Origin of the sequence: Actinosynnema sp. NPDC023794 (genome assembly GCF_040639675.1) — a bacterium.
GTDB lineage: Bacteria > Actinomycetota > Actinomycetes > Mycobacteriales > Pseudonocardiaceae > Actinosynnema > Actinosynnema luteola.
Genome location: NZ_JBFAFR010000001.1, coordinates 759,427 through 772,628 on the forward strand (window position 1 = coordinate 759,427; position 13,202 = coordinate 772,628).

Consider the following 13,202-nt stretch of genomic DNA (forward strand, 5'->3'; position numbering starts at 1 on the left):
TCAGGCGTTGAGGTACCGCAGGACGGCGAGGACGCGGCGGTGGTCGTGGGGGCTCGCGGACAGGTCCAGCTTGGTGAAGATGCTGGTGCAGTGCTTCTCCACGGTCCGCTCCGCGATGAACAGGCGCTGCGCGATGGCCTGGTTGGTGCGCCCTTCCGCCATCAACGCGAGCACGGCCCGTTCCCGGTCGGTCAGCCGGTCGTCGCTGTCGTCGCGCCGCCGCACCAGCAGCCGGCTCACCACGTCCGGGTCGAACGCCGACCCGCCCGCGCCCACGCGCCGGATCGCGGCGGTGAACTCGGCCAGGTCCGACACCCGGTCCTTGAGCAGGTAGCCGACGCCGTCCGCGCCCGCGTCCAGCAGCTCGGCCGCGTAGCTCACCCGGACGTACTGCGACAGCACGAGCACCCCCGTCCCGGGGTACTGGCGGCGCAGCACCACCGCGGCCCGCAGCCCTTCGTCGGTGTGCGTCGGCGGCATCCGGATGTCCACGATGGCCACGTCGGGCCGGTGCTCGTCCACCGCCGCCATCAGCGCCGGCGCGTCCTCGACCGCCGCCACCACGTCGAAACCGGCCTCGGCGAGCAGCCGCGCCAACCCCTCGCGCAGCAGCGTCGAGTCCTCCGCGATCACGACCCGCACGGCAGCACCACCCGCACGCTCGTGCCCGTCGCCGCCGCGCTGACCACCCGCATCGTCCCCCCGTTCGCTTCGACCCGTTCGCTCAGGCCGCGCAGCCCCGAGCCGCGCACCGGGTCCGCTCCCCCGCGCCCGTCGTCGTCGACCTCCACCACCAGCCGTCCGCCCCGGCCGCTGATCACGACCTTCGCCCGGGACGCCTCGGCGTGCTTGGTGACGTTCGCCAACGCCTCGGCGACAACGTAGTACGCGGTCGTCTCCACCAACGGCGGCACGTCGGCCGGCAGGTCGAGGGTCAGGTCGACCCGGGGCTCGGCCAACGCGGTCAGCTCGCGCACCGCGCCGTGCAGGCCGCGTTCGGCCAGCACGGGCGGGTGGATGCCGTGGCACACCGCGCGCACGTCGTCGATGGTGGCCAGCACCGCCTGCTTGGCCTCGGCGGCGAGCGCGCGGGTGCGCTCCGGCGGCACGGTCTCGGCCAGCCCCAACGTCATCACCGCCGACAGCAGCCGCTGCTGGACGCCGTCGTGCAGGTCGCGCTCCAGCCGGCGGCGCTCGTCCTCGGCCGCCCGCAGCACCTTCGCGCGCGACTCGGCCAGCTGCCGGACCTTGGCCCGCAGCTCGGCGGTGAGCCGCTCGTTCTCCAGCGCCAGGCCGACGGCGGCGCACGCGGCGTCCACGAGTTCCAGGTCGAGCCCGGGGTCGTGCAGCAGCACGGCGACCGGTGCGCCGCCCCGGTCCACCCTGGTGTGCACGGAGTCCAGCGCGACCGGGTGCCCGTCCACGTCCACGTACCGCTCCTGCTCGGCCACCCAGTACGCCACGCGCAGGCTCGGGTCGTGCAGCGTGGCGGCCAGCGCCTCCTGCACGCCGTCGCGCCTGCTGTCGCCGCTGAGCCGCACCACCAGGTCGGCCACCTCGCCGCGGTCCATCCGCCGGCGCAGCAACCCGGCCAGGTAGGCGAACGGGATGCCGCTCAACGCCAGCGTCAGCACCACGTACGGCGGTTCGAGGCCCGCGCGTTCCACCGGTTCCCACACCACGAACGCGAGGATGGCCACCGCGGTCGCGCCGAGCATCGCGGTCAGGGTCCGCCGCTGCGCGATGCTGCTGCGCCGCCAGCGGTGCAGTTGCAGCACCAGCATGGAGATGCCGACGACGGCGGTCATCATCGTCTCGGACTCGACGAGCCAGGCGGCCCACGGCTGGCGCCGGTACTCCTCGGCCACGGTCAGCACCAGGCTCTCCGCGTACCCGGCGCCGACGACCAGCCGCCGCGGCAGCGTGACCAGCCTGCCCGTCGGGAACGCGACCAGCGCGTGCCCGAGCATCGAGGGCCACCCCTTGGCGAGCAGCATCAGCGCCATCGACCCGTCGGACAGGACGTAGTCGAGCAGCCAGCCGACGCCGATGAGCACGAACAGCAGCCCGATCCGGTTGCGCGGCTGCACGCGGCGGCCGATCACACCCGCGGTCACGTAGACGACGCTCACCGCGAGCATCGCGAACGGCAGCAGCATGGTGCCCAAGGTAGCCGTGCCGGCGGACCGGGCGGCTCAGCCGCGGCGCAGACCACCGATCACGACGCGCGCCAGCACGTCCGGCCGCAGGATCGACGACGGCGGCTGGAGCAGCCCGATGGTGCGGATGAACGCGGTGGCGGCCACGGGGTCGTGCGTGGCGACGCGTTGCAGCCTGGCGACGTACCGGTTCAGCGCCTTGGTGGACAGCGACCGGTGGCCGGCGATCTCCGGCAGCGCCAGGTCGCCGAGCGCGTTGAGCTGCCACACCGGGTCGATGATCTTGGCCGACGCGCGGAAGAACCGCCGCGCCAAGTCGTCCTCGCCGTCCTGCAGGCACTTCCGCAGCGCCTCGGACTCCAGCGCCGCCACCGTCATGCCCTGGCCGTAGATCGGGTTGAAGCTGCACATCGCGTCACCGAAGACCAGCAGTCCGGGCGGGAACTGCCGCAACCGCTCGTAGCGGCGGCGCAGGCTGGCCGGGAACCGGTGCGTGCGGATCTCGGTGAGCGGCTCCGAGGCGGCGACGGCGTCCTGCACGTCCGGCGGCGCGGACCGCTTGAGGAACGCCAGGAAGCCCGCCTCGTCGGTGGGCGGGTGGTCGCCCGCCATGCCGACCTGGGTGATCATCCACTGGCCGTGCTCCTGCGCGGCGAACGCGAACCCGGTCGGCCTGCCCGGCACCGGGCCGAGGAGCACCAGCTTGTCCGGGAACGGCGTGGCCGGGCGCACCAGCCGGCTCGCGTAGACCATGTCGACGTCGATGCGGTCCTCGTCGGGCGTCGGCAGGCCCAGGGACGTCAGCCAGGCCCGTGCCCGACCGGACCGGCCCATCGCGTCGATCACGAGGTCGGCGTCCAGCACCTCGTCCGCGCCGTCCCGGGTCACCTTCACACCGACCACCCGGCCGTGCTCGAACACCGGGCCGACCACGTCGCAGCCGGGCATGATCCGCACGCCGGGGTAGTCCGCGATCTTCGCCCGGATCGCGCCCTCCAGCATGGGCCGGGTCGTCTGGATGTCGGACGCCCCGGTGTCCGCGCGGACCAAGGTGTGGCCCGCGAGCACGAACCGGGCGTCGACGTTGAAGCCGACGCGCAACCCGCCCGCGTCGACCAGCTCGTCGGTCAGCCCGGGGAACATCACGTCCAGCGCCTGCTTGCCGCGCAGCAGGATCGTGTGGAAGTGCTTGGCCTGTGGCACGCCTCTCCGGTGCACGACGTCCTCGGTCAACGGGTCGCGGTCGACCACCGTGATCCGGTCGTAGAAACCGACCAGCGCGCGGGCCGCCAACAGCCCGCCCATGCTCGCGCCCAACACCACCGCATGCGTCATCCGGCGACTCTGACAGCGTCGGCAGCCGGCGTGCATCTTCGTCAGTGCGGACCTCGTGCCTCGGAGGCCGTTCCCGCGTCGAGCGGCCCGCCCGGGAGTCCCGGACGGGCCGCTCGGCCGGGCGCCGGGCGTCAGCGCTGCGGGCGCGGTGACAGCGTCACCTCGATGGTGTTGCCCGGACCCGACGTCATCCCGCTGATCAGGCCGGTGAGCGGGCCGCAGCCGGTCAGCGCCGGCAGCGTGTAGGCACCCGTGAGGGTGCCGCCCGCGAGCGGGTCGAACCCCGGCTTGGACTCCAGCGGGATCGACGCCGGTGTCTTCGTGCGGCAGTCGGGGCCGGTGCTGACCGGGATGCCGAGCACGGTGACGTGCGGCAGCTTCACCGTCATGCTGGACGTCGACCTGAGCACGCCGCCCGCCAGCGTGCCGGTGGTCTTGGCCGCCCGGGCGAACTGGATCTTCGCCTTGACCGGCACGAACCCGAAGGCCTTGAACCGGCCGGTGGTCGGGTCGAGGGTCAGGTCGGCGTCGAACGCGCCGGTGGACAGGTCGAGCGCGGCGGCGATGCCACCGGTGAGGGCGACCGTGCCGTTGGCGGCCTTGATCCTCGTGCCGCCGGTCAGGCCGTAGCCGTACTCGACGACCGGCGGGCCTTGGCCCGCCTTCGTGCGGACCTTCACCTCGGCGCTCGGGCCCGACGTGTTGCCCGCCGCGTCCTTCGCCACGACCGTGAAGCTGTACTCGGTGTCGGGCGTGAGGCCGTCGACCGCGGCCGTGGTGCCGGTCGTGGTGCCGGCCGACGCGGCGCCGTTGAACACCTCGTAGCCCGTCACGCCGACGTTGTCCGCGGACTCGTCCCACGCGAGCGCGACGCTGGTCTCGGTCTGGGCGGTGGATCGGGGGTTGCCGGGCGTGGCGGGCGCCTCGGTGTCCGGCAACGGCCGGGTGCGGACCCTCAGCGCGGCGCTCGCGTCGGACGTGTTGCCCGCCGCGTCCCTTGCCACGACGGTGAACGTGTACTCGGTGTCCGCGCTCAGGCCGTCGACGGTGGCGGTGGTGCCCTGCGTGGTCGTGGCGAGCGTGCCGCCGTTGTAGACGTCGTAGCCCGTCACGCCGACGTCGTCGGTCGCCGCCGCCCACTGCAGGGAGGCGCTGGTCGGCGTCGCGCCGGTGGAGACCAGGTCGCCCGGCGCGGTCGGCGCCCGGGTGTCCGGTGCGGCCTTCGTGCGGGCGGTGACCGGTGGGCCGGCCGGCGAGCGGTTGCCCGCCGCGTCCTCCGCCACCACGGTGAAGCTGTACTCGGTGTCGGGCGTGAGGCCGTCGACGGTGGCGCTGGTGCCCTCAACGCTCGTGGCGAGGGTGTTGCCGTTGTAGACGTCGTAGCCCGTCACGCCGACGTTGTCGGTGGCCGCGGCCCACGACAGGGGCACGCTGGTCGGCGTGGTCTCACCGGCGGTCAGGCCGGACGGGGTCGTGGGAGCCTCGGTGTCCTGCGCCGAGGTGACGGTGAACGTGTGCAGCACGGTCCGCTGGGCCGGATCGACCGGCGTGCAGTCCGCGACGAACGTGCCGAGGCCGGTGTCGGTGCCGTCGGCCTTCTTCGGGGTCATGGTGAGCACGAGGTCGTGCACCGACAGCGTCGCCGTGCCCGGCTGGTCGAACCGGAGCGCGGGCGCGGCGCCGCCGGCGTTGATGATCAGGTCGCCGCCGGTCGGGATCGGCTGGTTCGGCACGGCCGTCGGCACGGCCACGGCGAGGTGGCTCCCCGGCGACCGCACCAAGGACGTCGCGACCGCCGTGCCCTGGATGGTTTCCGCGCCGACGAGCCGCAGGCCCTGGGTCGCGGTCGGTCCGGCGTTCGACACGGCGGTGATGTCGATCTCCGGCGTGAACTCGCCGACGCCGATCTCCGCCGGCAGGTCGGTGTCGATGTCGACGGTGACGTTCTGGTTGCCGATCAACGGGAACGGGCAGGTGTAGACCTGGCGCAGCGGGGGCGTGCCGCCGACGCCGGCCGGCGCCTCGGGCGTGACGGCCGCGCCCGAGACGGCGTAGGTGTGCAGCACGGTGTCCTGGTTCGGCGTCGGCGTGCAGTCGGCGACGAACGTGCCGAGGTCGGTCGGCGTGCCGTCGGCGCGCAGCGGGGTCATCTCCAGCACCAGGTCGGTCACCTCGACGGTGGCGGCGCCGGGCTGGTCGAAGCGCAGGCCGGGCGCGGAGCCGACGGCGTCGAGCACGAGGTCGTCGCCGATGGCCGGGATCGGCTGGTTCGGCACGTCGGCGGCGACCTGCACGGTGAGCGCGCCCTGGTCGCCGGGCGCGGTGACCTTCGAGGTGGCGCGGGCGGTGCCGCGGATCGTCTCGGCGCCGACGAGCCTCAAGCCCTGCGTGGCCGTCGCGCCCGCGTTCGACAAGGCGGTGATGTCGAGCTTCGGGGTGAACGCGCCGGCGGCGACCGCGCCCGGCTGGGTGGTCTTGATGTTCACCGAGACGTTCTGGTCGCCGATCAGGGGGAACGGGCAGCTGTAGGTCTGGGTCAGGTCGCCCTGGGCGGCCGAGCCGGTGCCCGTGCCGATCGCGAGGCCCGCGACGACCGCGGTCGCGATGGCCGCCGCGCCGAGCCCGGTCAGCCCGCGGGCTGGTCTGCTGTGTTTCACGGAAACGTCCTCCCTGACGCCGAGCGCACGTCGGCAAATAAGGGGTGGAATGGTTCGCAGACGTGCTGCAAGGGGAAATTAACCACGCCGCAACACTTGCGCAAGACCGTCGGGTAACCATTCTCGGACGGGTCTGGAAGTTGTCATCTTCGGACAATTATCCAGCCTTTGACCTGCACTGATGAGACACAGAAAGGGTTATGGGGAACAATTGGCACGCGGGTGCGCAGTGCCGGGATTGTTTTTGGCACACCTATGACAAACCGCGCGCCGAGTGCTCGGCGCGCGGTCGTCGGGTGGTGCGGTCGGGTGGTGCGGTCGGATCAGAAGGTGAGCCGCCAGGCGTCCACGTAGCCGGTGTCCTGGCTGTAGACGTCCTGCACCTTGAGCCGCCACGTGCCGTTGGCGACCTCGGAGGAGGCGTTCACGGTGTAGGTGGCGACCACGTTGGGCGTGCTGGAGTTGCTGGAGCTCTTGACCCGGTAGGTGGAGCCGTCCGGCGCGACCAGGTCGATCACCAGGTCACCGCTGTAGCTGTGCTTGATGTCCACGCCGACCTTGAGGGTGGACGGCGCGTTGCCCGCGACGCCGCTCACGGTGACGTTGCTGTAGACCGCCGCGCCCGCGTCGGGGATGGTGACGTTGTCGAGGTTCTCGAAGACCTTGCCGGGCGGCTGCGGCGTGCCGCCGAGGTCGGCCGCGGCCTGGTTGATGGCCGCGGCGAACGTGCTGACCTCGGTGTAGACGCCGGGGTTGTCGGCCCGCGCGCACCCGTTGCCGTGGCTGACGATGCCGACCTGGACCCACGCGCCGCTGGTGTCGCGGCGGAACATCGGGCCGCCCGAGTCGCCCTGGCACGTGTCGACGCCGCCCGCGAGCTTGCCCGCGCACAGCTCGGCGGCCGGGATCAGGTCCGCGTAGTACGGGTCGGAGTTCTTGCACGTGGTGTCGTCGATGTAGTCGACGTTCGCCTTGAGCAGGTAGCGGGACTGGCCGCCGTTCTCCCGGGTGGCGCCCCAGCCGGCCACGGTGAACACGCCGGTGTTGTGGGCCGCGGTGGTGGCGATCGGCAGCAGCGCCGCGCCGGTGATCGGGCCGGCCAGCTTGATGATCGCCCAGTCGCCGCCGGTGGCCGTGCCGTAGGTGGGGGCGCGGTGCACGTAGGTCGACGTGCGGGTGACGCGAGTGGTGTCCTGCAGGTCCACCACGCCGTAGGTGGCGGTGATGGACGTGTTGTTGCCGGTGCGGCTGACGCAGTGCGCCGCCGTCAGCACCAGTTGGTCGGTCAGCATCGAGCCGCCGCAGCCCATGGACAGGCGCACCATCCAGGGGAACTCGCCCTTGGCGGCCTGGGTGCCGCCGACGACCATCGGCGTGGGGTTGCCGGCGTCCGGCAGCGGCGGGGCGGCGATCGCCTGACCCCCGAAGGCGGCCAGGGCGGCGACGATGCCCACACCGAGGGCAAGCGTCCTTCTCACGGTGTCGCGCACGGTTGGTCCTTCCCGCGCCCGGCCGGGATCGTGCTCGCAGGGTGGCCGGACGTCGAGATCGCAGGGAACTATCCAGCCGACCCCTCTGCCGGCGACTCATCGTGCGTGGCGAACGGCCTGCTCACAATCCGTCGATCGACGGGAGTTCTTCCGGTGTGGCCCGTGGTAGGGCGTCGTTCTGCCGGGTTCTGTGCCGCGGACTGCCGTGCCCGGGACGGTGCCGCCTCGGACAGGTTGATGTGCCGGCGAGCGGCCGGATTTGACTTCCACAGGTGTGAGTGGTTAATTACACTTGTGCCTGCCGCATCGAGCGAACGCCGCCTGTCGACCGCCGAGGAACGTCGCGAGACCGTCCTGCGCACCGCCATCGGCGCGTTCGCCGCCCGCGGCTACTACGGCACCACCACCGGCGAGGTCGCGAAGTCCGCCGGCATCTCGCAGGCCTACGTCTACCGGCTGTTCCCCGACAAGGAGGCCCTGTTCCTGGCCGTGGTGGAGCACAGCTTCGCGCGGGTCAGGGAAAGCCTCGCCGACGGGGTCGCCGAGGCCAAGGGCAGCACGCCGGAGGACGTCCTGTACGCGATGGGCGACGCCTACGCCCACCTCATCTCCGCGGAGAACACGCTCCTGCTGGTGCAGATGCACGCCCAGTGCGCGGCGATCTCCGAACCGGCCGTGCGGGAGGTCTTCCAGCGCGGGGTCGCGCGGACGGTCGAGTACGTGCGCAGCGTGTCCGGCGGCAGCGAGGAGCAGGTGCAGCAGTTCTTCGCCATGGGCATGCTGTGCCACCTGGTGGTGGCGGTGAACGCGGACGACATCGACGCACCGTGGGCAAACACCCTGTCGAAGGGCATCCGCCACTACTGATCCACCCGACCCGACCAGCGGCCTTCCTCCCGTCGCCTCACCTGTGAGCGATCAACCACTCATAACCTACCTCTGGACGTACCAAGACGACCACGCGCCGCGTCCGTGCGGCGTGCCGACCGTGCCCGGCGGTTGCCTTCTCGGACAAGGAAAACGTCGCCCCGCGAGCGTGTGCGTCCACAGTGGACCCATCTGGCCACCTCCCACCCCCCCTTCCAGCGGCACTCGTTGACGTGACACTGGTGTGATCTCTACGTTCGGAGCGACACCGCCTCGTCAACGTCGTCGAGGAAAGGGCTTTCCCATGACAGTGAGCCGACGCGGTTTCCTGGTGGCGGGTGGCGCCGGACTGGCCGCCCTCGGCACGTCCGGGCTCGGCCGGGCAGCCACCTGGGAGACCGTCATCAACGGTTCGTTCGCGAACTACAGCACGTTGGAGTCGGTCTGGAACTACCGCTACCCGTGGGGTTCGGACCACAACGGCACGGCCCGGATGTACGCGAGCTCCTCCGACCACAACCACGTGTTCCTGGAGGGGTCGACGCTGGTCATCAGGGCGACCCGGATCAACTGGAACGAGGGCAACAGCTCGGCCGACCCGTACCTGCCCATCCGGTACCACTCCGGTGCGGTGCACGCCCGGCAGCACGTGCTGGTCAACGACCAGTTCCCGAACTGGGAGGTGCGGGGCGAGTTCCAGGCCCCGTCGGCGCGCGGCACGTGGCCCGCGTTCTGGCTCACGGGTGTCAACTCGTGGCCGCCGGAGAGCGACATCCTGGAGTACAAGGGTGACGCGCGGAACTGGTTCAACACGTACAAGAACCCCTCGGGCGGGTGGTCGAACACCATCCGTCCGGTGTCGTCGCCCGGTTCCTGGCACACGTACCGGGCGTGGATCACCAAGGTCAGTGCGACGGATGTGGACATCCACTACTACCTCGACGGGACGTGGGTCGGGCAGCACCGGGGCGCCGACTTCGTCGGCAAACCGATGTGGATCATCATCAACCTGCAGATGGAAGGCTCCTCCGGCACGTCCGGCCCCACCACTGACACCTATTACCGTGCTCGCAACCTCTACGTGGGCCGCACCCGCGCTTAGCCCGTGGTGCCGAGTGCATGGCGTGTCGGCGTAGCCATGATCGATCAGGCGGCAACGGCTGGGCGGACGACGTCGCAATCGGCTCTTGGGTCTGGAGCGGGCTGGGTGTCGCCGGGTCCGGTGCCGGGCGGGGTGGGCCGGCGGAGGTGGGCAGGGTGGGGCGGGCCGTGCGGTGCGGCGGCGCCCGGCCCGCCTCCCCCGACTCGGGGAGGCGGGCCGGGCGCGGGCAGGTCAGCCGTTCGGGGTGGTGATCACGGAGAACGTCGACCGCAGGCTCGCGTAGCGGGTGTGGATGTCGGTCAGGATCGTGTCGATCGGTACGTAGTTGTTCAGTTCGCCGGAGGCGCACGCGCCCTTGCGGGACTGCTGGTTGCCTTCCAGGATGCCCAACGCGGTGTGGTCGACCTGGCTGAACAGCGGACCGCCGCTGTCACCCGGCCGCGCGCAGAGGTCCGTGTTGATGCCCACGTCGGTCGACAGGACGCGCCCGCAGCGGGTGCCCGGCTTGTAGCCCTGGCCCGCTCCGCTGTCGACCGCACCGGGAGAGTCGACCGCGTTGGACGCCGAACCGGTCGCGCACACGACCCAGCCGGCCTTGACCTGGGCCAACGTGTGGGTACCGGTGATGTACTCGTCCGCCGACGTCTCCTGCACGCCGCACGGGGTGTCGACGTTGCTGTCCATCCCACCGTTGAAGCAGTACTTGAGCACCCGGTTGCGGCCCGTGTGGTTCTCCAGCCACGTGTTGCGGGTCGGGGTGTCGACGTACAGCAGCGCCGCGTAGTCGTACGGGTAGGAGTTCTTCTCGATGCCGTGCTGCTGGAGCACGGGCACGCCGTTGTGCTGCGTCGGCGTGTTGTTGGTCTTGGTCGCCATGCAGTGGCCGGCGGTCAGCACCCAGGCCTTGCCCGGGTGGCCGCCGCCGGTGGAGCGCAGGTTGAAGCCGGCCGTGCAGCCGCCCCAGCTCCCGTCGTCCCGCTTCATGTCCAGCCGCAGGCCGCCGCGCATCGGCCCGTAGTTGAGGCACGCGAGCGGGTGGCAGGCGCCCTGGTCGGGGTACGTGGCCGCCAGCGGGTTGGGCTTGGGCAGGACCTTGGTCCGCACGGTCACACCGGACTCGTCGGCCACCGCCCGACGTGCCGCGTCACCCTCCTGCGCGACCTCGACGTCCTTGGCCACCGCGACCTTCTCCCGCGCGACCCACGAGCGCTCCCACAGGACGACCTCGTTGTCACGCTCGCTGACCGCGGGCAGGTACACCGCGTCGGCTCCGGCGCCCACCTTGGCGGCGATCCGGTCCTTGGCGGCGGTCAGGTCGGCCAACGAGTGCCGCACGGCCTGCGTGCGGACGTGCGCCCGGTCGGGCAGGTCCTCCAGCAGCCGGTTCGCGGCGGCCGGGTCGGTCAGCGCCACCACCAGCTCACCGGACGCCTGGTCGAGCCACATGCCGCCGTACTCGGCCGCGTTCTCCTCGCGCAGCACGCCGTCCAGGCGCACCGCCTCGTGCTGGAGTTCGAGCCGGCGCAGCGCCTCCCGCTCGCTGACGCCGTAGTTGTCGACGAGGTACCGCACGGACTCCGCGACCTCCGCCGGGTTCAGCGAGGCGGGTGCCGATGGCGCGGCGGTGGCTCCTCCCGTCGCGCTCACCACGGTCGCCGCGACGACCAGCGAGGCGAACAGGGCCCCCAAGCCCTTTGCTCTGCCCACGGACATCTCCTTGCTCGGTGGATGGGGAACATGAGCATTCAACCTGACGTGGACTAGCCGCATCGGTGAAGCCCTGCCGCGCGGGGCGAAGACGGGTAGTCCTACCTACTTCACGTCCTCACGCGGTCGATCGGTTGTCACGAAGTCCGTCGGGGACCCCGTCAGGCGTCGAGGAAGGGGATCAACTGCTCCTCCTCGTAGGTCAGGTGGGCCTCCAGCTCGCCGATCAGCTGGTCGACGTCGGCGCGCAGGGTCGCCGCGTCACCGCGTTCGAGGGTCTGCCGCAGCCGTGCCAGCAGGTCGGCGATGGTCGCGTGCTCCTCGGCGAGCCGGTCGAGGGTCGGCGCGAGTTCCGGGAACCGGTCCCGCAGCATCGGGAACATGCCGCGGTCCTCGGACGTGTGGTGGAAGCTCAGGCCCTGGCACGCGGTCAGGCAGTTGACCTTGAGCTGCGCGCCGAGCGTCGGCTTCGACCCGGCGACCTCCCGGCGGATGGTGGCGAGCTCCCGCCGGAACGCGCCGTGCACGAGCTTGAGCGCCGCGCCCCAGCTCGTCGCGTTCGGCGGGCCGCCGGCGACCTGCGCCAGCGCGACCACGGGGATCCGCCGGGTCGTCTTGGCCTGGTACTCGGCCCAACCCGGGTCGGACTCGACGGCCCGGTCCCACAGCTCGTCGCGTTCCGGGCCGTCCAGCACGGTCGCCTTGGCCTCGTAGGTGAAGACGCCGTCCTCCACCTGCGCCACCGGGTTGGCCACGAGGTTGTGGAACCAGGCGGGGTGGCGTGGCGAGCCGCCGCCGGACGCGATGACGACGATCCGGTCGCCGTCCGGCAGGTAGCCGAGGGGGTTCGTGCGGCGTGCGCCGGTCCGCGCGCCGGTGGTGGTCAGCAGGATGAGCCTGCCTCCTTCGAAGGGACCGCCGACGCGGCCCGCGTTGGCGCGGAACTCGTCGATCACCTGCTGGTTGAAATCCATCTGCGGTTCGTCTCCTGATTTTGGGCATGACCGGATCACCACGGGTGAATTGCGCCGTGGTTTTCGGTGAAGGTTTTGTGGAGGCGCGCGGGCACGACGGTCCCACGCGGTGACGCGCACGCGCGCGTCAGTGCGCCGATGCGCTGGTGTGGGGATCAACGGGGTGCGGGTGCGTCGCGGCTACGTGCGCGGAAACCCGGGAAACCCCGGTGTGCGGCGGGCCTCTGGCCCACCCGGCGGTCAAACCTTGGCCGGGTGACTCTCTCGCTCGTGGCTCAAGGCCGACCCGGCAGTCACGAGCGAGAGCATATCTTGTGAATGCGACGTCGGGCAACATCCGTCATTGTGCGACGATCGATGACGTGCCCCGTCTTCTTTTCCTGCTGTTGTTCGTGGTGTCCGCGTGCACCGCCGCGCCGCCGGTTCCGCCGCCGTCGCCGTCCGCCGAAGCCTGCCCGACCGGCGTGGAGTACGCGGTGACGGGCGAGGAGGCTGCCTCGGGCCTGCGGGTGCTGACGCTGGAGCTGACCAACTGCGGCACGGAGGCGTTGGAGCTCGAGGGCTACCCGTCCGTCACGGTCCTCGACGCCGACCGCGAGCCGCTGACGATCGCCGTCGGGCGCGGGTCGTCCGGGATCTCCGCGGTGGAGGCGTTCGACGCCGAGCCCCGGCCGGTCGCGGTGGGGCCCGGCGAGTCCGCGGTCACCGGGTTGTTGTGGCGCAACACCTACACCGACACGTCCGCGCCGCCGGCGGTCGGCGAGCACCTGGAACTCGCCGTCGCCACCGGCCGGCCGGCGCAGGTGCTCACCCCGACCCGGGAGAACGGCGATCCCGTCACGATCGACCTCGGCAGCTCCGGCAAGCTCGGCCTGCGGCCGTGGACCGCCGCGCCCTGACCGCACACCACC

10 protein-coding genes and 1 pseudogene are annotated in these 13,202 nt (G+C 71.6%); 3 read left to right on the forward strand and 8 right to left on the reverse strand.

Translation table 11 applies throughout. The features are described from left to right. From AB0H12_RS03390 to AB0H12_RS03415, 6 genes and pseudogenes are all read right to left on the reverse strand, one after another. Positions 1–642, reverse strand: a complete 642-nt coding sequence (locus tag AB0H12_RS03390) for a response regulator transcription factor (protein WP_499620479.1) — start codon at positions 640–642, stop codon at positions 1–3. Then, the gene (locus AB0H12_RS03395) at positions 630–2,159 is read right to left on the reverse strand and encodes a sensor histidine kinase (RefSeq protein ID WP_499620481.1); all 1,530 of its coding nucleotides are present in this window, start codon (positions 2,157–2,159) and stop codon (positions 630–632) included. Before AB0H12_RS03395 ends, AB0H12_RS03390 begins: the two co-directional genes overlap by 13 nt. Positions 2,160–2,195: 36 nt before the next feature. Continuing rightward, entirely contained in the window at positions 2,196–3,494 is a 1,299-nt protein-coding gene (locus AB0H12_RS03400; protein WP_499620483.1) for an FAD-dependent oxidoreductase, read from the reverse strand. Positions 3,495–3,625: 131 nt separating this feature from the next. Beyond that, positions 3,626–6,151 (reverse strand): DUF6801 domain-containing protein, encoded by a 2,526-nt coding sequence (locus AB0H12_RS03405; RefSeq protein WP_499620484.1) that lies wholly within the window; start codon positions 6,149–6,151, stop codon positions 3,626–3,628. 323 nt (positions 6,152–6,474) lie between these two features. Continuing rightward, positions 6,475–6,747: a proprotein convertase P-domain-containing protein gene (locus tag AB0H12_RS03410; RefSeq protein ID WP_372470772.1), complete on the reverse strand. Its 273-nt coding sequence runs from the start codon at positions 6,745–6,747 to the stop codon at positions 6,475–6,477. A 93-nt stretch (positions 6,748–6,840) separates the two neighbouring features. Then, positions 6,841–7,641: pseudogene (locus AB0H12_RS03415) on the reverse strand (S1 family peptidase); the annotation flags it as partial. Between the two features lie 294 nt (positions 7,642–7,935). On the opposite strand from AB0H12_RS03415, the gene AB0H12_RS03420 reads away from it, so the two are divergent. Both AB0H12_RS03420 and AB0H12_RS03425 read left to right on the forward strand, forming a co-directional pair. Beyond that, complete coding sequence (locus tag AB0H12_RS03420) at positions 7,936–8,508, forward strand: TetR/AcrR family transcriptional regulator (protein ID WP_499620485.1); 573 nt, start codon at positions 7,936–7,938, stop codon at positions 8,506–8,508. Positions 8,509–8,812: 304 nt separating this feature from the next. Further along, a complete protein-coding gene (locus tag AB0H12_RS03425) occupies positions 8,813–9,610 on the forward strand; it encodes a family 16 glycosylhydrolase (RefSeq protein WP_499620486.1) in 798 nt (265 codons plus the stop codon). Positions 9,611–9,841: 231 nt separating this feature from the next. Here the strand turns inward: AB0H12_RS03425 and AB0H12_RS03430 are convergent, their stop codons facing one another. Both AB0H12_RS03430 and AB0H12_RS03435 read right to left on the reverse strand, forming a co-directional pair. Next, on the reverse strand, positions 9,842–11,317 hold the full coding sequence (locus AB0H12_RS03430; protein WP_499620488.1) for a chymotrypsin family serine protease: 1,476 nt from the start codon (positions 11,315–11,317) through the stop codon (positions 9,842–9,844). A 161-nt stretch (positions 11,318–11,478) separates the two neighbouring features. Continuing rightward, positions 11,479–12,291, reverse strand: coding sequence for a nitroreductase/quinone reductase family protein (locus AB0H12_RS03435; protein WP_499620489.1), 813 nt, complete (start codon positions 12,289–12,291; stop codon positions 11,479–11,481). Positions 12,292–12,653: 362 nt separating this feature from the next. On the opposite strand from AB0H12_RS03435, the gene AB0H12_RS03440 reads away from it, so the two are divergent. Beyond that, on the forward strand, positions 12,654–13,190 hold the full coding sequence (locus AB0H12_RS03440; RefSeq protein WP_499620491.1) for a DUF4232 domain-containing protein: 537 nt from the start codon (positions 12,654–12,656) through the stop codon (positions 13,188–13,190). Positions 13,191–13,202: the final 12 nt, after the last annotated feature.